Origin of the sequence: Streptomyces sp. DG1A-41, assembly GCF_037055355.1 — a bacterium.
Taxonomy (GTDB): Bacteria; Actinomycetota; Actinomycetes; order Streptomycetales; family Streptomycetaceae; genus Streptomyces.
Genome location: NZ_CP146350.1, coordinates 4,649,816 through 4,669,049, shown reverse-complemented (window position 1 = coordinate 4,669,049; position 19,234 = coordinate 4,649,816). Strand labels below are relative to the sequence as shown.

21 protein-coding genes and 1 pseudogene are annotated in these 19,234 nt (G+C 72.6%); 6 read left to right on the top strand and 16 right to left on the bottom strand.

Features of this window, described 5'->3' with window-relative positions; all coding sequences use genetic code 11:
- Window positions 1–99 precede the first annotated feature (99 nt).
- The 4 genes from V8690_RS21805 to V8690_RS21790 all read right to left on the bottom strand — a co-directional run bounded on the left by V8690_RS21805 (window position 100) and on the right by V8690_RS21790 (window position 4,262).
- Entirely contained in the window at window positions 100–891 is a 792-nt protein-coding gene (locus tag V8690_RS21805; RefSeq protein ID WP_338781285.1) for a GAF and ANTAR domain-containing protein, read from the bottom strand.
- 217 nt (window positions 892–1,108) lie between these two features.
- On the bottom strand, window positions 1,109–1,846 hold the full coding sequence (locus V8690_RS21800) for a TIGR03943 family protein (RefSeq protein ID WP_338785419.1): 738 nt from the start codon (window positions 1,844–1,846) through the stop codon (window positions 1,109–1,111).
- Complete coding sequence (locus V8690_RS21795) at window positions 1,843–2,847, bottom strand: permease (protein WP_338781283.1); 1,005 nt, start codon at window positions 2,845–2,847, stop codon at window positions 1,843–1,845. Before V8690_RS21795 ends, V8690_RS21800 begins: the two co-directional genes overlap by 4 nt.
- Before the next feature lie 71 nt (window positions 2,848–2,918).
- Window positions 2,919–4,262, bottom strand: coding sequence for a tetratricopeptide repeat protein (locus tag V8690_RS21790; protein ID WP_338781281.1), 1,344 nt, complete (start codon window positions 4,260–4,262; stop codon window positions 2,919–2,921).
- Between the two features lie 116 nt (window positions 4,263–4,378).
- On the opposite strand from V8690_RS21790, the gene V8690_RS21785 reads away from it, so the two are divergent.
- Window positions 4,379–4,549: a hypothetical protein gene (locus V8690_RS21785; RefSeq protein WP_338781279.1), complete on the top strand. Its 171-nt coding sequence runs from the start codon at window positions 4,379–4,381 to the stop codon at window positions 4,547–4,549.
- A 7-nt stretch (window positions 4,550–4,556) separates the two neighbouring features.
- On the opposite strand, the gene V8690_RS21780 is transcribed toward V8690_RS21785, so the two are convergent.
- On the bottom strand, window positions 4,557–5,354 hold the full coding sequence (locus V8690_RS21780) for an SDR family oxidoreductase (protein WP_338781277.1): 798 nt from the start codon (window positions 5,352–5,354) through the stop codon (window positions 4,557–4,559).
- Between the two features lie 59 nt (window positions 5,355–5,413).
- On the opposite strand from V8690_RS21780, the gene V8690_RS21775 reads away from it, so the two are divergent.
- Both V8690_RS21775 and V8690_RS21770 read left to right on the top strand, forming a co-directional pair.
- Complete coding sequence (locus V8690_RS21775) at window positions 5,414–5,794, top strand: MerR family transcriptional regulator (protein WP_338781275.1); 381 nt, start codon at window positions 5,414–5,416, stop codon at window positions 5,792–5,794.
- Between the two features lie 160 nt (window positions 5,795–5,954).
- Complete coding sequence (locus tag V8690_RS21770; RefSeq protein WP_338781274.1) at window positions 5,955–7,955, top strand: Ig-like domain-containing protein; 2,001 nt, start codon at window positions 5,955–5,957, stop codon at window positions 7,953–7,955.
- Here V8690_RS21770 and V8690_RS21765 read toward each other — a convergent pair.
- Both V8690_RS21765 and V8690_RS21760 read right to left on the bottom strand, forming a co-directional pair.
- Window positions 7,945–8,142 carry a DUF397 domain-containing protein gene (locus tag V8690_RS21765; RefSeq protein ID WP_338781273.1) on the bottom strand — a complete coding sequence of 66 codons (198 nt, stop codon included), beginning with the start codon at window positions 8,140–8,142 and terminating at the stop codon, window positions 7,945–7,947. The genes V8690_RS21770 and V8690_RS21765 overlap by 11 nt on opposite strands.
- A complete protein-coding gene (locus V8690_RS21760) occupies window positions 8,102–8,950 on the bottom strand; it encodes a helix-turn-helix transcriptional regulator (protein ID WP_338781271.1) in 849 nt (282 codons plus the stop codon). The genes V8690_RS21765 and V8690_RS21760 overlap by 41 nt, the downstream gene beginning before the upstream one ends.
- 86 nt (window positions 8,951–9,036) lie before the next feature.
- On the opposite strand from V8690_RS21760, the gene V8690_RS21755 reads away from it, so the two are divergent.
- Window positions 9,037–9,474, top strand: coding sequence for an ATP-binding protein (locus V8690_RS21755; protein WP_338781269.1), 438 nt, complete (start codon window positions 9,037–9,039; stop codon window positions 9,472–9,474).
- Between the two features lie 213 nt (window positions 9,475–9,687).
- Here V8690_RS21755 and V8690_RS21750 read toward each other — a convergent pair whose 3' ends face one another.
- The 8 genes and pseudogenes from V8690_RS21750 to V8690_RS21715 all read right to left on the bottom strand — a co-directional run.
- Window positions 9,688–10,164 (bottom strand): hypothetical protein, encoded by a 477-nt coding sequence (locus V8690_RS21750; RefSeq protein WP_338781267.1) that lies wholly within the window; start codon window positions 10,162–10,164, stop codon window positions 9,688–9,690.
- A gap of 117 nt (window positions 10,165–10,281) precedes the next feature.
- Window positions 10,282–11,691, bottom strand: coding sequence for an extracellular solute-binding protein (locus V8690_RS21745; protein ID WP_338781265.1), 1,410 nt, complete (start codon window positions 11,689–11,691; stop codon window positions 10,282–10,284).
- Window positions 11,688–11,978, bottom strand: coding sequence for a hypothetical protein (locus V8690_RS21740; RefSeq protein WP_338781264.1), 291 nt, complete (start codon window positions 11,976–11,978; stop codon window positions 11,688–11,690). The genes V8690_RS21745 and V8690_RS21740 overlap by 4 nt, the downstream gene beginning before the upstream one ends.
- Complete coding sequence (locus V8690_RS21735) at window positions 11,939–13,474, bottom strand: substrate-binding domain-containing protein (RefSeq protein ID WP_338781262.1); 1,536 nt, start codon at window positions 13,472–13,474, stop codon at window positions 11,939–11,941. Before V8690_RS21735 ends, V8690_RS21740 begins: the two co-directional genes overlap by 40 nt.
- Complete coding sequence (locus V8690_RS21730) at window positions 13,450–14,208, bottom strand: caspase family protein (protein WP_338781260.1); 759 nt, start codon at window positions 14,206–14,208, stop codon at window positions 13,450–13,452. Before V8690_RS21730 ends, V8690_RS21735 begins: the two co-directional genes overlap by 25 nt.
- A gap of 4 nt (window positions 14,209–14,212) precedes the next feature.
- Complete coding sequence (locus V8690_RS21725) at window positions 14,213–14,566, bottom strand: hypothetical protein (RefSeq protein WP_338781258.1); 354 nt, start codon at window positions 14,564–14,566, stop codon at window positions 14,213–14,215.
- 107 nt (window positions 14,567–14,673) lie between these two features.
- Window positions 14,674–15,735, bottom strand: a complete 1,062-nt coding sequence (locus V8690_RS21720) for a hypothetical protein (protein ID WP_338781256.1) — start codon at window positions 15,733–15,735, stop codon at window positions 14,674–14,676.
- Between the two features lie 20 nt (window positions 15,736–15,755).
- Window positions 15,756–16,106: pseudogene (locus V8690_RS21715) on the bottom strand (SpoIIE family protein phosphatase); the annotation flags it as partial.
- Window positions 16,107–16,435: 329 nt separating this feature from the next.
- On the opposite strand from V8690_RS21715, the gene V8690_RS21710 reads away from it, so the two are divergent.
- Complete coding sequence (locus V8690_RS21710) at window positions 16,436–16,876, top strand: hypothetical protein (RefSeq protein ID WP_338781254.1); 441 nt, start codon at window positions 16,436–16,438, stop codon at window positions 16,874–16,876.
- Between the two features lie 105 nt (window positions 16,877–16,981).
- Window positions 16,982–17,950: a hypothetical protein gene (locus tag V8690_RS21705; protein WP_338781252.1), complete on the top strand. Its 969-nt coding sequence runs from the start codon at window positions 16,982–16,984 to the stop codon at window positions 17,948–17,950.
- Here V8690_RS21705 and V8690_RS21700 read toward each other — a convergent pair.
- Window positions 17,847–19,193, bottom strand: coding sequence for a PLP-dependent aminotransferase family protein (locus V8690_RS21700; RefSeq protein WP_338781251.1), 1,347 nt, complete (start codon window positions 19,191–19,193; stop codon window positions 17,847–17,849). The genes V8690_RS21705 and V8690_RS21700 overlap by 104 nt on opposite strands.
- Window positions 19,194–19,234 lie beyond the last annotated feature (41 nt).

Sequence of the window (19,234 nt, the reverse complement as noted above, 5' to 3'; positions counted from 1 at the left end):
CACGGGTCCAGTGGGGACACCACCGCCCCCACCGATCTCACCACCACCCCCACGGCCACCGCCGGGCCTCGCCCCACCCCCCAAGCCACCGGCCAGGTCTCAGTACCGGTCGAAACGCCTGCGGTGGGCGATCACCTCGCGGGCCGCGTCGAGGGCCGTGCAGCCGCGGGCGAAGGCGTCTGCGCGCAGGCGGGCGAGTGCGTCGTCGGCGCCGACGCCGAGCTGGGCCATGATCATGCCGACGGCCTGGTAGACCTCGTCGTGGTCCGCGGCCAGCCCGCTCAGCCAGGGTTCCTCGTCCCTCGGTTCAACCTCGGTCTCGCGGGGCAGGGCCATCAGGGCCACCGTCATGACACCGGCCACGAGCCGGGCCACGTGCAGCTGGCGGTCGGTGAGCCCGCCGGGGCTGTCGCGGTACAGGTCGAGGGTGCCCACGCACACCGCGTCGGTGCCCAGCGGCACCGCGTACACCGCCCGTACCCCGGCCTCCGTCGCCTGCTGGGCGAAGACCGGCCAGCGACCCGCGTCACGGCCGGTCGTCAGGTCGCAGGCGAGCACGGGCGCCCCGTCCTTCAGCGCGCTCTGGCAGGGACCGTCGCCCAGCGTCGCCTGAATCTGCGCCAGGCGCGCGGCATGCGCGCTGCTGGCGCTCAGCTGGACGGGCATACCCTCGCTGCGCAGCGACACGCTCGCGCCGACCACCGGCAGCAGCTCGACCGCAACCTCGCACAGCCGGCCCGGGACCTCTCCGGGCTCGGCCCCGCGCACACCCCTGGCGATCACATCGGCGGCCCGGATCCCGTCCAGGTCCAGGTCACCGCCCCCGGCGTGGCGGGGACCGGGGTCGTCGCCGGGAGCGCCTCGGGGATCGTCCCTGGGCCGCACGACCACCGCCTCCTTCGATCACCGGCCTTCACATCGACGCTCTTCCGGGCCGGCCCCGCTGGACACGGAGTGGGCCGGTACGCGCCGCCCGCCCGGACCGGCCGGTGCGGCGGCCTACGAGCCCTCTCGGAATCGTGCCCCGAGCCCTCCCGGAATCGTGCCCCGACTACCCGTCGCGGGTGGGGCGAAACCCGTACGCCGGGCCGTCGCCGCGGCGTGCCCCTCAGCGCTTCTCGTACGGGTTGTCCGGCTGCCGTACCTGCCGGACCGAGGTGGCGTCGAGGACCGGCGGCCAGGCGGCTGCCGAGCCCAGTTCGCCCTCCGGGTGCCAGGTGCCGGTGACCGTGACCCAGGTGTCGACGGGCGGGGCGTCGGCGCCGCGCACCTCGGCCTTGGCGGCGGTCGCGTCGGCGGCGCAGCAGGAGACGAGGAGGCGGGTGACGTACCAGGTGCCGTCGGCGTCGCGGGTGACGAAGCCGGTGAGGCGGACCGTGCGTCCCTTCAGGGAACCGCCGCTGTCGTAGACCGCCCGGGAGCCGAACTCCCCGAGGGTGAGGTCGAGCGGGTTCCCGGCCGGCAGCGCCGGGAAGGTGCCGATGCCCCGGGCCGCGCGCTGGGCGGTCTCGCGCTCCGCGCTGTAGGAGCCGAGGGCGGGCGGCGGGAACAGCATCAGGGCCAGGGCGGGGAGGGTGAGGAACCAGGCGACACGGGGACCGGCGGGGCCATGGGCGTGGTCGGCGTGGGAGTGAGGGCCCTCCCGGTGAGGGCCCTCCTGCTCCCCCGCCGACCGCACCAGCACCCCCACCACCCCCGCGAGCAGCACCAGCACTACCCCCGACACCACCAGATACGGCCGCAACCCGGCCTGCACATACCGCAGATACAGGTCGCTGAAGAGCGACACCCGCAGGATCGCCGCGCCGACGAGGGCGAGCAGTACGGCCGGTCCGTAGTGCCTCACAGCAGCCACCACCCCACCAGGACGCTGCTCGCGACGGCCACCAGCCAGGTCGCGGAGGAGAACCGCAGCGCGAAGGACCTGCCGAACGTGCCCGTCTGGAGCGCGATCAGCTTGAGGTCGACCATCGGCCCGACCACCATGAACGCCAGGCGCGCGGTGGGCGAGAAGCCGCTCAGTGACGCCGCCACGAACGCGTCGGCCTCACTGCACACGCACAACACCACCGCCAGCAGGGCCAGGAGCAGCACCGACAGCCAGGCCGACCCGGTGAACACCTCCAGCAACGACCGCGGTACGACGATGGCGAACGTCGCCGCGGCCGCCGCACCGACCACCAGGAACCCGCCCGCGTGCAGGAAGTCGTGCTGGAGCCCGGCGACGAAAGCACGCGGACCACGCGGGACGTGCGCCGCGCTCCGCTTCGGCGGCCTCAGCCACTCCTCCCGCCCGAACCGCGCCCACAGCCACCCCATCACCACGGCCGTGGCGAGCGAGGCGACCAGCCGGCCGAGGACCATCTCCGGCTGGCCCGGGAAGGCGACGGAGGTCGCCACCAGGACGACGGGGTTGATCGCGGGCGCGGACAGCAGGAAGGCGAGCGCGGCCGCGGGGGCGACACCCCGCCGCATGAGGCTGCCCGCCACCGGCACGGACGCGCACTCGCAGCCGGGCAGGACGACCCCCGCCGCGCCCGCGACCGGCACGGCGAGCGCCGTACGGCGGGGCAGCAACCGCTGGAACACCCGCTCGGGCACGAACGCGCCGATCGCCGCCGACACGACCGTGCCCAGCAGCAGGAAGGGCACGCCCTGGACGGTGATCGCGGTGAACACGGTCCACCAGGCCGCGACCGGCGGGGTGTAGAGATCGAGCGCCAGCATCGGCCCGAGCACCGACACGACGGTCACGATGGTGATCAGAGCGCCGCCGCCGAGCACGGCGTACACGAGGGCGCGCAGGCCTGTCCGCAGCCCGTCGGCCACCGTCCGTTGGTTCTCCACGTGCCCCGCCCCGGTCGTTCACATCTTGGAGAGGAGGCTAACCCGCGCGACTGTCCGACGCCCCTGTCTCCTCACAGAGGAGGCTGTGCGGGCGCGGGCCCGAGGGTCGTCGTGCCGGGAGCCGTACGGTGGCCGAGACCGGTCCGGTAGGCGTCCAGGGCCGCCTCCACCCGGCCCGTGCGCCGCAGCAGGTCCCCCAGCAGGCGGCACAGGTCGGCCAGGTCGCCGGCCGCGCCCGCCCGCTCCAGCAGGCTCAGGGCGCGGACGTAGTGCTCCTCGGCGTCCTCGGTGCGGCGGGCGTCCTCGGCGATGATGCCGAGGAGCCGGTGCGCGGCGGCGGAGTGGACGGCGCCGCGCTCGGGGGACAGGTCGTCGAGGACCCCGTGCAGCAGGGCCGCCGCCTCGTCGGACTTGCCGCGCCGGTGGAGCACGTCGGCCAGCTCGACGGCGACCTGGCTGCTGTAGAGGGCGGCGCGCTTGGCCGACAGCATGCCGAGCGCCTCCCGCAACTCGTCCTCCGCGCGCTCCAGTTGCCCGTCCTGGGCGTAGACGTAGCCGCGCATCCAGTGGCAGTTGGCGAGTTCGGTGCGGATCTTCAGGCCCCGGTACAGCTCGGCCGCCTTGGCCAGCGAGGCGTCGGCCTCGGCGAGACGTCCCTCGGCGACCAGGGTCCTGGCGACCGACCGGTGCATGCGCGCGACCAGGGCCGGGTCGCCGGACTGCGGGGCGAGCGCCAGGGCGAACTCGGCGGCCTGGGCGGCGCGGGCGTGCGCGCCCATGTCCATGTACGGCCCGATGGCACTGGCGTAGAGCAGCAGCAGGGCGTCCGGGTCGTGCAGGCCGCCGCGGTTCAGCTCATCGAGGGTGGCCTCCAGCAGGTACACGGCGTACCGGAGTTCCCCGGCGAGGTAATGCGCGACGGCCCGCCCGCGCAGCGCCGGGACCCGGACGGGCAGCGGCGCGTCGGCGAGACAGGCCTCGGCCCGCTCGAAGTACTGCCGGCCCGCCACGAGCTCGCCCGTCTCCAGGGCGCACTCGCCGAGCCCGAGCAGCGCGGCGGCCTGTTCCCCGGCCAGCCCCTGCGTCTCGGCCTCGACGAGTAACCCGGCGTACTGCTCCGCCGCCGCCTCGGCCTCACCGACGGCGAAGACGCGCTGGGCCTCGGTCAGCCGCATCCGCAGCTCGGTCACGAGCCGCGCCGAACGCCCGGTGGCGAGTTCGTCGAAGGCGACGCCCAGCCGCCCGGCGAGATGCCGCAGGGCGTCGTCGGAGGGCCGCACCCGGCCCGACTCCAGGGTGGAGACATAGGCGGGGGTGTACGCGGGTTCCGCCAACTCCCGTTGCGTCATTCCGCGTTCGACCCGCAACCGCTGCACCCGGCGCCCGATGGTCCCCGGATCGTCGCGCTCCCCCACGCCAACTCCCCCCTGCCCCCCTTGCCCTTCGGCTCGGACAGCCCCTAGGTTAAACCGAGAGTTAAGCGTGCTTAACACGCTGCTGTCGTAGTCGCCGCCCCTGTTGCGAGGTCGCCGTGCTCGAACGCCCACGCACCGCCGAGCGGTACGCCAGAGGCTTCGCCGCAGCCGTCGTCGCCGTCGCGACCCTGCTGCTGGCGGCGAACGCGGGGCCGGCGAGAGCGTCGGATCCGCCCGAACTGCGCGGTGTCCAGGTGGAGGTCGAGGGGGGCGGGAAGTCGCCCTAGGGTTCGGTCATGCGCCGAGGCCCTGGCCGAACCCGCCGTCCACGGGGAGTTCCACGCCGGTGGTGAAGGTGGCCTCGACGGCCAGGTACAGCGCGGCGGCGGCGATCTCCTCCACGGTGCCTCCTCGGCCCATCGGGGTGGAGGCGTTGCCCTGTTCGACGAACTCGGCGCGCTGCTCGTCGGTCAGTTCGGCGACGCCCATGGTGGGGGTGAGGATGAACCCGGGGGCGATCGAGTTGACGCGGATCTTGCGGGGGAGAAGCTCGGCGGCGAGCACCTTGGCGAAGGCGGCAACGGCCTCCTTCGCCCCGGAGTAGGCGCTGAGACCGGGGAAGATCTGGCCGTTGGAGACGGTGGTGAACACGATCGAGCCGCCCTCGGACATCAGCGGTGCCAGCCGCTGGACGGTGAAGAAGGCGCCCTTGGCGTTCACGTCGAAGATGCGGTCCCACGATTCCTCGGTGACCTCTTCGAGCGTCTGGAACTCGGCGATGCCCTGGTTGACGAACAGGTAGTCGATGCGGCCGAGGCGGTCGGCGACCTGATCGCCGAGGGCGGCGATGGCAGTGGCGTCAGTGGCGTCGGAGCGCACCGGGTGGGCCAGCGGGGTGTCGAGTGCCGCCTGGGCCTCGGCGAGGCGCTGGTCATTGCGCCCGGTGTAGAGGACTTCGGCGCCGCGGTCGGTTAAGGCCTGGGCGATGGCCCGGCCCATGCCGATGGTGCCGCCGGTGACCACGGCCTTCTTACCCGCCAGGGCCTTCGGATCGATGGTGCGAGATTCCTGGGTGCTGTGAGTCGTCGTCATGGCGGCTAAGCTAAACCTTGACATCCATGTCAGAGTCAAACTCTTGTGCCGGGAGTCACATGTTCATCGGCGAGCTGTCGAGGCGTACCGGCGTCAGCACCAGGAGCCTGCGGTACTACGAGCAGCAAGGGCTGCTGCGACCGCAGCGGCGAGTCAGCGGCTACCGCGAGTTCGACGAGTCCGATGTGGCCACCGTGCGCCGCGTCCGGATCCTGCTCGCGGCCGGGCTGAACACCGACCTGATCCGGGAGGTGCTGCCCTGCATGGTCGACGAGGGAGCCATCCTGGCGCCGACCTGCGAGGAAATGGCCCAGGACCTCAAGGACGAACGCGAGCGCCTGGGCCGCTCCATCGAACAGCTCCAAGCCGCCCACGCCATGCTCGGCTCGATCATCCACGCAGGAGAACCGGTCACCGTCCGGGCCGGCTGTGACGGATAGCGGCCCCGGCACCTTCCGACGTGCTCTCACCCACCTCTTACACACCGGTTCACCCGGCTGTCAGTGCGACCCCCTAACCTTCGATCACTACAGCCGCACGCGCGCCCAGTCCGCCGCGTCCGGCCCTCACGTCTTTCGTTCCGGGGGGTTCGAAAACATCGTGCGCAGACGCACTCTGCCTACCGCCACAGCGCTCGCGGTCCTCTTCAGCTCGGTCGCGCTCGTCGCGACCGGCGCCGGGTCGGCGGTGGCCGACTCCAGTACGACCCTGCCCCTGAAGTCGACCGGCGACATCGTCGTCGACGGGGTCCACCAGCGGGTGTTCATCAGCGACCCGACGGCCGGCCAGGTCGTCGTCACGAACTACGCCGGCACGGTCGTCGGCACCGTCGGCTCGCTGCCCGGCGTCCACGGCCTGGAGCTGTCGCCCGACTCGGGCACCCTGTACGCGGCCGTGCACGACGCTACCGCGGTCGTCGCGATCGACACGGCCACGGCGACCGAGACCCGCCGCTGGTCCACGGGCCAGGGCGCCGGCCCGGCATACGTCGCCCTGGCCGGCGGCAAGCTGTGGTTCAGCTACGGCGCTTCCGGCGACGGCAACATCGGCTCGCTCGACCCGAACGCCGCCGACCCGGGCCTCACCCTGGGGCAGGACACCAGCCGCACCTTCTACGAGGCCCCGATCCTGGACGCCTCCGCGGGCGCCCCGGGCACGCTCGTCGCGGGCGCGCCGGGCCAGAGCCCGGTCGAACTCGCCGTGTACGACGTCTCCTCCGGCACGGCGAGCCGTACGGCGTACGCCTTCGACCCGGGCAACACCGGCGGCGGCAACCTCCAGGACCTCGCGGTCACGCCGGACGGCAAGGACGTCGTCACGGCCAGCGGCGCCCCGTACTACCAGGCGGTGTACAAGCTCACGGACCTGTCCGCGGACGGCAAGTACGTCACCAACACCTACCCGAACGCGGTGGACATCGCCCCGAACGGCGACGTCGCGGCGGGCACCTTCTCCTGGTACGACCCGGACGTCCACGTCTTCAAGCCGGGCACCTCGACGCCGCTGAAGCAGTACGACTTCCCCAACACCGGCACCAGCAGCGGCGCCGACACCCTGGCCCCGGCGGGCCTGGCCTGGGCACCCGACGAGACCAAGCTGTTCGCGATCTCGGAGAACGACAGCAACGTCTACTCGCTGCGGATCCTCGACGCCCCGACCAAGACGTCCACCACCCTCACGGCGAACGCCCCCGCCACGGCCACCCGCGCCAAGTCCCTCACCCTCACCGGGTCGCTGACCTCCTCGGCCGCGTTCCCGGCGGGCACCACCGTCTCCGTCACCCGCACCGACGACGAGTCCCCGTCCGGCAAGCCGCTCGGCACGGCGACGGTCGCCGCGGACGGCTCGTACTCCTTCACGGACACGCCGCCCGCCGGCGGCAAGGTGACGTACACGGTCACGTACGCGGGCGACGCCGACCACGCGGGCGCCACGGCCTCGGCATCGACGACCGTGGCGAAGACGGCGACCACGCTGACGCTGACCAACAACGGCAAGGTGTACGACTACGGCCGTGACATCACCTTCACCGCGCACCTCGGCACGACGTACAAGAACCGCACGGTCGAGATCTGGGCCGACCCGTACGGCTCCGACAAGCCGAACACGCTGGTGAAGAAGGGCACGGTCAACTCGGCCGGCGACCTCGCGGCGACGATCCACCTGACCCGTGACACGAAGGTCAGCGCGAAGTTCACGGGCGACACGCGCTACGCCCCGAAGACGGTCACCAACTCGGTCTACACCAGGGTCAAGATCTCGACGTCCCTGAGCGGCTACTACAAGTCGGCGACCGCCTGGAACCAGAAGTACTTCTACTTCCGCCAGTCCAAGGACCCGGTCCACAACACGACGATGTCGATGTACCCGGGCCGCAAGTACCAGCTCCAAGTCCAGCGTTACTCCGACGGCGCGTGGCGCACCACGGCCACGGAGTACTTCGCCCTCGACCGCTACGGCAAGGACGCGACCACGCTCGACGGCACGCCGCCGGTCGGTCCGCGCTTCCGGATCCGCTCGTCCTACATCGACCCGACGTCGGGCGACAACGTCAACACCACGACGTACGGCGCGTGGAAGTACTTCGTCTTCACGCGCTGACGTACATCACGAAGGCGGCATAGGCCTCCGGAGAGACGGTGAGAATCCCGACCTCGGGCTTCTTGGAGTCGCGCACGGCGACGCCGGGAAGACCGAGGTCGACGACCTCCACGCAATCACCGCCGGTGTTGCCGCTGTACGACGACTTACGCCACCGCGCGTTGGTCAGGTTCTGGCTGCTCCCCATAGCGCTCCTCCATCACACGCGCAATCAGTGCCGCCGAGTCCCTCACTGAGAGGGCAGCGGCCTGCAAGGAAGCGTAACGGCGGGCGGCTTCCCTGACAGTGTCGGGGTTGGCCGTCATGTGGCCAGAGATCATGTCCTCCGTGTACACGATCTCAGGGTCGTCGTCGAAGCGGAGCGCGTTGAACGACCCGACGAGGCTGGCGTGTTCACCGGCACCGAAGGGCAGCACCTGGATGTTCACCCAGCGCTGGTCCCGGAAACTCAACAGGTGCGCGAGTTGGTTGTGCATGATCTCGCGGCTGCCGATCGGGCGGTGCAGCGCTGCCTCGTCCAGCACCACGAGCGTCAGCGGCGGCTGCTCGCCCTGCAGGATGCGCTGGCGTTCCATGCGAGCCGCCACCATGTCGTCGAGGTTGTCCGGCATGCCGGTTGCCAGCACCGCCCGCGCGTACTCCGGTGTCTGAAGCAGCCCGTACACCAACTGAGCCTGGTACGTGGAGATGTAGGTCGCCTTCGCCTCCATCTCCGCATAGGCCTGAAACCAGGCCGGGAGTTGGCTCCGCAGAACCAACCCCACCAACCGCGAGAAACAACCGTCCGTCATCAGCGCCGCATCCGCCCGCTCCGCGAACTCCCTGGTCGGGACCTTGTGCGCGGTCTCGATCTGGCCTACCAGCGAGCCCGTGCAGAAGATGCAGTCCCCCAGTTCCTTCTGGGACAGCCCTGCACTCTCACGGTAGCGGCGGAGCTCCGAGCCGAAGTAGTCCAGCGGCGAGGCGGTGGGGTCGAGTCGGCGGATGTTGGGCATGAAGCGGTCACCCCCAGGTCCGAACGCGGCGCGGCGTTCATTTCGGTCTGTAGCCGAGAGTAACCACATGACTTCACGCTGGTGTCATGAATCACGCAACTGCCCACGAAGGCAGCGGACTTGGCACCAGGTATGGCACCGGCTTCACCCTGGGTGAGCACTCCGCCCGGCATCTGCGCCGCATCCTCCGGGTCCATCTCACCGCCTGGGAGATGGCCGAACTGTGCGACCCGGCCTGCCTCGCCCTCACCGAGCTGGTCGCCAACGTCGTACGCCACACGCCCGACCGGCGCGCCGCGGTGCTGATGACGCGGCGGACGGACGGGCGTGGGGTGCGGGTGGAGGTCACGGACACGTGCCCGCGACCACCGCTGTCCACAGCTGTGGACGAACTCGCCGAGGACGGACGCGGCGTACTGATCGTCGACGCCGTCACGGACCGGTGGGGCTGGACTCCCCTGCCCGACCGGCCCGGCAAAACCGTTTGGTTCGAGTGTGATGTGAGCAAGGAATTCGACGAGTGAATTCCAGGGGCGAATTCGGCTAGTGCGAATCCCCGCGTGCGCGAATAGAGCGCCAGCCGAAATAACAAACCCCCACCGCTCCACCGGCGGCGCCAACCGCACACGTCGCCGTCGCCCACGCAGCCATGTCCTGCGTGATCCACAACAGGCTCACCACGACCAGCGCTATGGAGAACAGCAGGCGTTCTCCATAGCCCGGGCCGCGACGGCCGGTCAGTCCCCGGTAGCCGTGCACTTGTACGTCACGCCCTTCATCCTGATGTCGCGGTACCCCACCTTCACGGTCGGGCCGGCGGGGGCGACGTCCGTGCCGCCGCCACCGCCGCTGTCCTTCTTACGGCAGTAGTAGCCGAGCGCATCGAGCTTCTTGATGTCGCTCATGGCCTGGTACTTCTTGTAGGAGGCGATCATGGCGGCCCGCTTCTGCGCAGGCGTGGCCTCCTTCGCCTTCGTGTAGGCGTAACAGCCGATGCTGGCGCCGATGCCCACCCAGGAAGCACCCTTGGCCAGCGCCTTGGTGAGGCCCGCCGCGCCGCTGCCGATCCCCAGGACCGCGCAGATCTCGTCCGCGCCGGCGCGGAGTTCCGGCTGCGCCGGAGCCGCCTGTGCCGCCTGCGCCCCGACACCACACAGCGCGCCGGTCATGGCGAAGGTGATGACAGCAGAAATTCCCTTGCTTCGTATGCTCACGAAGTCCGTCCCCGTTTTTTGAATGTAGGTCAGATTGCATGGTCAGTGCGAAAATGACGCTACCCACCGGGACACACGTAAGCAATGGAGGAAATGTGAACATCACCGGGAGGAGATTCAACCGGGTAAAACTCTCCTCAACGCCTCGTCAAGGCTTTTCGCCACCTCCGCGTCGCCCGGCCGGCTGCCGCCCGGCCCCCGTGGCGGCCCGTACAGCGCGTCGAGTTCGGTGGTGAGGATGTGGGTCACCGCTCCGTACAGGGGTGTGCGGGGGCGGTGGACCGCCTCGCGCAGGGCCGGGAGCAGGATGTCGCGGGAGTAGCTGGTGCCGTTGGCCATCCGGTCGGGGACCAAGCGGGCGGTGCTCTCACCGCCGGGTGACGCCGAGGGGCCCTCGGTGTACGCGGGGGCGTGCCGGCAGTCGGGGGCGGTGCCGTCCTCCTGGTAGGCCGAGGTGCGGGTCGCGGCGAAACCGGCGCGCAGGAGGCAGCGTTCGCTGTCGGGGTCGGTGAGGAACGCGATCAGTTCGGCCGCTTTCGCGGCGCGCTGCTCGGACGTGGACGAGGTGACGGCCAGGTTCTGGCCGCCGAGCACCGCCTTGCCGGGCAGCCGGGCCACACCGAGGTCTCCCTTGAAGGTCTCGTGCAGGGTCGGGTAGACGTACGGCCAGTGCCGCAGGAAGGTCGTGCGGCCCTCGGCGAAGGCGCTCAGCGATTCTGCCTCGCGGGACTCGGAGGCCCCCTCCAGGAGGTACGGCGACGCCGTGCGCTCCCGCAGTTCGGTCACCCCCGCCGTCAACTGCTCCTGCGTCGCGGCGTACTCGCCGTCGCCGTCGGTCAGCCGGAAGTCCGGTACGGCCGAGGCGAAGGCCTCGATCGCGTTGACGGTACGGCCCTCGTAGGCGGCGAGCTGCGTGGTCCACAGCGCCTCGTGGTCCTCGATCCCGGCGTCGTCGAGGGCGCCGAGCAGTTCCCGGAGTTCGTCCCAGGTGACGTCGTCACCGAGGTCGGTCCGGGAGGCACTCGCCTTCACCAGGTGGTCCTTGCGGTAGTACAGCAGGCCCGCGTCGCTGTTGAAGGGGACCGCGTACCGCTTGCCGTCCCAGAACGACGTGCTGTCCACGGACTTGATGAGGTCCTCGGGGTCCTTGACGGCCGAGTCGGTCAGCGGGCGGATCAGGCCGGCGTCGGCGAACTCCGGGATCCACGTCACGTCCAGGTTCACCACGTCGTACTCGGCGCTGCCGGACTGGAGGGCGCCGAGCAGCTGGCTGCGCTGCTGGTCGGCCGAGCCGGGCAGCTCCACCAGGCGGGCCCGGTAGCCGGTTGCGCCCTCCCTTGCGTTCCAGGCGTCGATGAGCTGCTGGCGGATGCCGTTCTTGCCGGTGACGTCCTGGCCGCTGGCCACCACGATCCGGTGGGAGGGGGCGGCGCTCTGCGGCTGCTCCTGTGCGTCACCGCCGGTGCAGGCCGTGAACGTCAGCAGCGACAGCAGGGACAGCGCGGCGGCCGCCGGGCGTCGGGTCATCGTTCCTCCCCCGTTCCGATGCGGGCGACCTCGTCGCGCAGGGTGGGCACGAGATCGTCCCCGGCGTCCAGGCAGCGGCCCCGGCCGGCCTCCGCGATCCGCGTGCCGGGGCGGTCCCGGTCGCAGGCGCCGCTGTCCAGGGTCACCATCGCCACGGGCACGCCGGCGGTCCGGGCCCGGTCGACCACCCGCTCGAGGTCGCCGCCGGTCAGGCGGTTGTCGTCCTCGCCGTCGGTGAGGTACACGATCAGCCGCGGCCGCTCGTCGCCGCCGCCGCGCTCGCGCATGAACGCCAGGGCGTCCTCCAGGGCGGCGGACGGATCGGCTTCCGCGTCCCGCACCCGGGCGGCGTCGAGGGCACGCTCGGCCTCCCGGCGGGCGTGCGTGCCGAAGCCCAGGAGGTCGGTGTGCGTGCGGCCGTCGAGGCCGTGCACCGCCCACACCCCGTACTCGTCCCCCCGCCGAGCCCGGTCAGGGTCTGCTTGAGGATGCCGGGGCCGCCGCTGGATCCGTCCCACACGCCGGCCATCGAGCCGGAGCTGTCGAGGAGGAACAGGACCCGGCCGGGGCCGTGCGCGTTGCCGTAGCGCTCCAGCGCCCTGTCCATCTCCAACGGGTCGGCGGAGGCCGCCGGCCGGACCTCGTCGATCAGCCCCTCGGGGGCCGACTCCGGGTCGAGCAGGCCTCGCTCGCCCTGCGCGGACCTGAAGCCCTGCCCGCCGAGCACCCTCCGGCCTTCGTCTCCGGTCAGCCAGGAGCGGAAGCGGTTCACCTCGGCGTCCCGGGCGTCGGCGTCCCGCTCGCCGTCCTCCCAGCGCACCCGCACGAACGTCGGTTCCAGGCCGGGGACGTCGGTGGGGTAGGCGGCGGTGCGCGGAGCGCGTGTGGCCGGGTGGCAGCCGACGCCGCTCCTCAGCAGGAACTCGGGGACCAGGGCCGCGCTGCGGTCGTCCACGGCGTCGGCGTCGGGCAGCGTGCACAGCAGCCTGACGGCCGAGGGCTCGGGCAGGCCGGACTGCGTGATGTGCAGCTCCGCGCCGCGCGCGTCGGCTCCACCGCCGTACAGGCCCACCGTCGCCAGCAGCGCCGAGTCGGCGAACTCCGGGTCGGGGCGGCGTACTTCGGCCTCGCCGGGCGCCTGTTCGAGGGCGGTGACCAGCTGCGACAGCTTCCGTCCGGTGGGCTTGACGGCGTCGTCCAGACCCTCCGGGAGGGCCAGTACGACCGGCGAGTACACGAACGGCTCGGCATCCGGCTCCAGCCGGGCGAAGACCCAGTCCTCCTGGGCCGCGGTGACCCGGCGGACGTCCGCGCGGGTGGCGGGGATCCACACGTCCGGCTGCGGGCCGATGTCCCGCTGCGGGTTGTCGTCGTCGCGCGGCTGCTGCCAGGCTTGGGTCCGCTTGCCCAGTGCGCTCACCACGCCCGCGGCACCGGCGCTGTAGACGGTCACGCCGCTGCGCCGGCAGCCGTCCTCCGTGGTGTTGGCGTCCGAGGCGGCGTAGGCGTCCGCGGCCGCCCGCATCGCCGGTTCCAGATCGGGATCGGTGAGGAGACGCAGCTCCCGTGCCGGGCCGCAGTGGCCGGAGCCGCCGGCCAGGACCAGGACGCCGTAGCCGCCGGCGCCGGTGACGAGCACCGCCAGCAGAACCGTCAGTCCCGTACGGCCGAGCCGTTCGACGGCCTTCCGGGCGCGGGCGAACGTGCTCCGGAGCCAGAGGAGCCAGCGGGGGATCGGGGGGTCCGGCAGGGACGTGATCACCGGGCCCGCCGCCAGCAGCACGTCCGCGTCCGAGTCCCAGGGGGAGCCAGCGCCTGCGGCCGCTGCGGGTCGTTGTCCTCCGCCTTGTAGTTCGCCTCGGCCATCCGCTGCTTCACCGTGGAATACAGCTTGGAGAGCCACACCTCCCCGCCCTCGTCCAGGACGTGCGCGAGTTCACGGGTGAACGGCGTCGGGACGTCGGCGTCCCCGCCCAGGATGCAGCGGTTGGGCTGCACGCTCATCAGCAGCAGGATTTTGTCCTTCTTCCGCTTCGGATCGTCGAAGCGGTGCCAGATTCCCGCGGCGTTGCCCGCGTAGCAGCAGTCGAGGATCACCACGACCTGCTCGGCGCGGCTCTCGACGAGCTCGCCCAGCACCTGGCTGAAACTGACCGAGCCGGGCAGCCCATCGCCCGTGAGCACCCGCGCGGTGCGCATCTGGAGGTGCAGCTCGCTGCCGGAGGTGGAGGTGACGGCGTGCCCGGCGAAGTAGAGCAGCAGCAGCCCTCTGGCCTCACGGCAGGCGCGGCGCAGCGCCCCTGTGAACTCGTCCGGGGTCGGCGAGGCCAGGGCCCTCACCTCGCCCGCACCGAACACATTGCCCTGGTGCAGCGCGTCCTCGAGCAGCATCCGGTTGTGCCGCACGGCGGGGAGCTGGCCGTTGACGCCCTGAGGATCCGGCGCCGTGTGGTCGTACTCGGACACGCCGACCAGCAGCGCCCGGTTCGCCTTGCCGCGCGGGTCGAAGCGGCTCACCGGCCTACTCCCCGTCGGGGTCCAGCGGGCGGATCTGCGGATCGGGATCGCCGCCCTGGAGCCTGCGGCGGTTGTTCGTCCAGGTCTTCACCGCACGTACGGTGTACTCGGTCAGTGCCGCGACCGTGACGACGTCACCGAGCACTCTCAGAACGAGTTCGATGTCGGGCCCCAGCCGCCCATCGGCCCCGTCAGTGCCGGCCTGCTCCTCGATAGTCAGCTGCCCTTTGGAAACCAGTTCCTCCAGCGGCTGTTCCCGCTTCAGCCACGTCTTCAGGGCTCTGACATCGTCCACGGTGGCGCCGGCGCCCAGCCGCACGCGCACGCCTAAAACAGCCACTTGGTCCCCCTCTGTCATGTCCGACATCATGACACCGGGTCAGGCCTCGGCGGCAGACCTGTGACGCGACCCGCGCAGGCGATTGCACGCCCCCTTCACGCCAGGCGCACACGTCGCACACGCAGTCAGGGCTGGGTCTGCAACTGCCGCAACTGCCGCTGCACATGGTCGAGCGCCCCTTCGCGCCGCCCGGGGACCCGCCCCCGCAACTCGGCGAGCGCCGCGCCCAGTTCACGGGCCCGCGCGGTGTCGCGGATCTGGCCCCACTGGTGGTGGGCCCGGTCCACGGCGGCCTCGACGGCGGGCGCGTCCGGCGCCTGCCCGGCGTTCAGGCGGACGGTGGCCACCATCAGCCAGGTGTGGCAGCTGCGTCCCGCGTCCCCGGCGAACATCGCCAGGTCGGCCCGGACCTCGGCCCAGTGCAGGGCCTCCTCGGAGGCGAACCCGTGCGCGGCGACGGCGGCCTGCTCGTGCCGGGCGGCGAGGGCGTCGGCGTCCGAGTGGCGGCCGGACTGGACGGCGGCGGTGATGGCGGCGTGCGGATCACCGGCCGAGGGGCCCGGCGTGCTCAGCACGAGATCCGTGCCCGCGCTCTCCGGCGCGATCCGGGCAAGCGCCTGCTGGTGCAACTGCTCCAGCGGCGGCCGGAACCCGCTACGCAGGATCGTCGCGACGGCCTTCATGTACGCCGGTACCGCGACCGTGCCTCTGGACGGCGGGGGCGAGATGCGGCCGTGCACGGCGTTGCCGCGACCCGAGTCCAGCGGGGTGCCGCGCAGCAGCTCCCAGGCCTCGGCGTCCGCGTGCAGGTCGAGCAGGAGGGTCGTCGCGCCGGCCTGGCCGAGCCGCAGCTCCTCCCGGAACCAGTGCCAGGGAAAGGCCGTGTAGCGGGCGGTGGACGCGGTGGTGCGGGCCAGCGCCAGGTGGGGCAGGCGCTGGCGGCGGTCGAGCTGGAGCTGGCCGGTGACGTACACGGTGAGCGGGCCGGGGGCCGCGGCGGCGGCGCGGAGCCGGGTGAGGACGGCCTGCGGCTCCAGCGGGTCGGCGAGTTCGACGACGTTCGCGGTGTCCGTACCGGCCAGCACGCCGGGTGGGACGGCGGCCAGTACGGGGAGTACGGACGCGGCGTCCACCAGGCGCCCCTTGCCCACCGGCGAGGCCGCCAGCAGCAGCACGGTTCCGGGCATCTCGTCCCTCCCCCTGTCGATCACGTACGGCAGCACCGTAACCGCTGCGGCTGCAAAGGTGGGCCCCAGGACCGCAAACGTCCGCCTTCGGGTGCTTCGCCCCCTCCCCCGTGGCAGTCCGGCGGCGCACGGCGAAGACGGCGGTGTCGTCGGCCAGGCGCCCGCCCGGCGTACCGCGGCGTGCCGTCCCGTACGACGGCGGCCAGGCGGGCCGGACCGGCGGTGCGGGGATCGTCGGCGAGGGCCCGGGGCACCTCCTCGGCGAGCGGGTGGAACGCCCCGGTGCCGTCCCGGGCCTCCGTCACACCGGCCGTCCCCAGGAGCAGCGTCTTGTCGGCGGCCACCCGCAGCCGCCGTACCGCGGGCGGGCCGGGCGGTCGGCGAGCCCGGCCTGGTCCAGGCGCTGTCCGCGACGACGTGCGTGACCAGGGACAGGCCCGCGAAGGCGACGGCACCCAGGCCACGCCGCGGCCCCGCACCCGCAGCAGTTCCCGCCGCGGCACGCCGTCCCGGCGGCCGGGCAGGGGGTGCCGGTCGAGCGGGCCGTGTGCCCCGCGGTGGCGCCGCACGGCCCCAGCGAGACACGGGGCCGCACAGGCCGCAGCCGGCCCGGGCAGCGCTTCTCTCGTTCCGCCGAGTTGCCGTCGGGTCCCCGCCGGTGTGCGCTGGTAGGCAGGGGCGGGGAGAGAGGAGAGCTCTCATGGCTCATGCGGCACCAGCTTCACGCAAGGTGACCACGCGACGCCGTACACCCGATGTCTTCAGCCCGCGCACCCACGCGATGGCGAAGGTCGCGGTACCCGTCGTCCTCGGGCTCGTCTACGGCTACTGGGCCGCGGCCAACCGGCGCGACGCCGGGCCCATCACGGGCTGGAACCTGCTGTTCGGCTTCCTCACCGCGCTCGTGTTCGCCGTGCTGTACGTCGCCGTGCGGGCCGTCGCCCCGCGGCTGGAGCGCGAACTCCACGCGCTGCTCTGGTTCACCTTCACCGGCTGCGCCATCGGCTTCCTCTACAGCCAGACCGGCGAGTCCGTCCTGCGGTCCACCGGGGTGGGGGTGGTGGTGGGGGCGGGCGTCCTCGTGACGCTGTTCTACCGCTACTACACGCACGAGGACGCCTCCGGCCGGCGCGTCGACTGACTCGGTGCCGGACTCAGTGCCCGTACGACACGTTCGGCTCGGCATGGGGGGCCGAATGCAGTCACCCCGGTCGCGGGCCGGGCCCCTGGCGCCTTGCCTGGAAGGGTGTCCGAGCACGACCGGGCGCCCGTACCCCAGCAGGCGCCCCTACCACCGCGGAACGCCCTGTCGGCCGTTCTGCTGGTCCTCGCGTGCCTGCTCGTGCCGTTCGGGACGCTCGCCTCCTGGGCGGCGCACGGCCTGGCCGACACCGGCCGCTACGTCCGTACGATGGCGCCGCTCGCCGCCGACCCGGACGTGCAGCGCGCGGTCGCGGACGCCGTCGGGGACGGCATCATGCGGGAGGCCGGGCACGAGCTCGACACCGGCCCGCTGCGCGGCACGGTCGGGCCCTTCGTCCACGACGCGGTGCGCTCGTTCACCCGGACCGAGGCGTTCCGCACGGGCTGGGACGCGGCGAACCAGGCCGTCCACGACGCCGTGCTGCGCGCCCTGCGCGACGACGGCACGCGCGCCGCCCCGGTCACCGTCGACCTCGCGCCGGTCGTCGCCCGGGTCAAACGCCAGCTCACCGAGGACCACGTGCCGTTCGCCCACCGCATACCGGTCCTGCACGCCCGGGTCCCGGTGCTCCCGGCCGACGACGTGGACCGACTCCGCAGGGGGTACCACGTGCTGGACACCGCCGCATTCTGGCTGCCGCTCGCCGCCGCCGTGTGCGCCGTGGCCGGGATCGCCCTCGCCGCGTGCCGCCGCCGCGCGGTCACCGCGCTCGGCCTCGGCACGGCGCTCGGCGGCGGGCTGCTCGTCCTGGCCGTCGCGATCGCCCGCCGCCTCACCCTCGCCGACCTGCCCGACACGCTCCATCGCCCGGCCGCCGGCGCGGTCTACGACGCCCTCACGAGCACCCTGGTGACGGTGTCCTGGCTGCTGCTCGCCCTCGGCCTGACGGTGGCGCTCGGCTCGTGGCTCACGGGCCGGTACGGTCCCCGGCTCGCCGCGCGGCGACGCGCGCGAGCGTCCGCAGCGCCCGGCGCAGATCCGCCTCCGGAGCCGACGCGAGCCCGAGCCTGACGGCGTCGGGCGTGTGGCCGGGGGCGACGGCGAAGGCGGGGCCGGGCGTGACGGCGATCCCGTGCGCGGCGGCGGCCGCCGTGAAGGTGTCCGCGCGCCAGGGGGCGGGCAGCTCCCACCAGGCGAAGTAGGCGCGCGGATCGGACCGCACGGCGAAGCCCGCGAGCTCCTCGGCGAGGACCCGCTGCCTGCCCGCCGCGTCCGCCCGCTTGGCCTCCACCAGCCGCGCCACGGTCCCCTCCCCGGCCCACCGCACGGCCGCCTCCAGCGCGAACCGCCCCGCACTCCACCCGCCCGACCGCACGGCACCGGCCACGGCCCCGGCCCGGTGCGGCGGCACGACGAGGAAACCGACGGTGAGCCCCGGCGCGACCCGCTTGGAGAGACTGTCGACGACGTGGGTGAGGGCGGGGGCGTGAGCGGCGAGCGGATCACCCGGCTCGTGCAGGAAGGACCAGATGCGGTCCTCCACCACCGGCAGGTTCAGGTCGTGGACCAGCCGGGCGAGTTGCAGCAACCGGGGGCGGGTCGTCGTCAGGGACGTCGGGTTGTGCAGCGTCGGCTGCACGTACAGGGCGGACAGCGGCGCCGAACGGTGCGCGGCGGCGACGGCCTCCGGGAGCAGCCCGGCCGCGTCACCGGCCAGCGGTACCAGGACGATGCCCAGCCGCCCCGCGATCTCCTTGACCAGTGGATACGTCAACTGCTCCACGCCGACCCGGCCACCCGGCCGGACCAGGGAGGCCAGCACGGCGGCGATGGCCTGCCGTGCGTTGCCGGTGAACAGCAGCCGGTCCGGGGCGGGGCGCCAGCCGGGGGTGGCGAGGAGCGTGGCCGCGGCCTTCCGGGCGGACTCGGTACCGGTGGCGGCGGCCGGCAGCAGCGCCTCGGCCAGCACGTCGGGACGCAGCAGCGGCGCGAGCACGGGGGCGAGGAGCTCCGGCTGGCCGGGCGCTATGGGATAGCTGAGCTCCAGGTTGACCGGGGCGTCGGCCGCGCCGGGCTCGACGAGCGCCTGCCCCGTCGGCCCGTCCGGGGTGGCCCGTACGAAGGTGCCGCGCCCGACCTCGCCGACGACCAGCCCACGCCGTACGAGTTCGCCGTACACCCGCCCGGCCGTCGACGAGGCGATCCCCCGGCGCCGGGCGAACGCCCGCTGCGGCGGCAGCCGTTGGCCGGGCTCCAGCCGCCCGCTGGCGATGTCGTCGGCGATCCTGTCGGCGATACGGCGGTAGTCACCCATCGGTCTCCCCCTTGGATTGCACCGAGAGCAAAGATCTTATT

Coding starts and splice junctions, on each gene's coding strand:
- V8690_RS21775 (WP_338781275.1), top strand. CDS start 5,414: ATGTTCATCGGCGAGCTGTCGAGGCGTACCGGCGTCAGCACCAGGAGC.
- V8690_RS21740 (WP_338781264.1), bottom strand. CDS start 11,978: ATGCGCGAGCGCGGCGGCGGCGACGAGCGGCCGCGGCTGATCGTGTAC.
- V8690_RS21720 (WP_338781256.1), bottom strand. CDS start 15,735: ATGCCCGGAACCGTGCTGCTGCTGGCGGCCTCGCCGGTGGGCAAGGGG.
- V8690_RS21700 (WP_338781251.1), bottom strand. CDS start 19,193: ATGGGTGACTACCGCCGTATCGCCGACAGGATCGCCGACGACATCGCC.
- V8690_RS21710 (WP_338781254.1), top strand. CDS start 16,436: ATGGCTCATGCGGCACCAGCTTCACGCAAGGTGACCACGCGACGCCGT.
- V8690_RS21780 (WP_338781277.1), bottom strand. CDS start 5,354: ATGACGACGACTCACAGCACCCAGGAATCTCGCACCATCGATCCGAAG.
- V8690_RS21745 (WP_338781265.1), bottom strand. CDS start 11,691: ATGACCCGACGCCCGGCGGCCGCCGCGCTGTCCCTGCTGTCGCTGCTG.
- V8690_RS21725 (WP_338781258.1), bottom strand. CDS start 14,566: ATGACAGAGGGGGACCAAGTGGCTGTTTTAGGCGTGCGCGTGCGGCTG.
- V8690_RS21765 (WP_338781273.1), bottom strand. CDS start 8,142: ATGGGGAGCAGCCAGAACCTGACCAACGCGCGGTGGCGTAAGTCGTCG.
- V8690_RS21755 (WP_338781269.1), top strand. CDS start 9,037: ATGAATCACGCAACTGCCCACGAAGGCAGCGGACTTGGCACCAGGTAT.
- V8690_RS21760 (WP_338781271.1), bottom strand. CDS start 8,950: ATGCCCAACATCCGCCGACTCGACCCCACCGCCTCGCCGCTGGACTAC.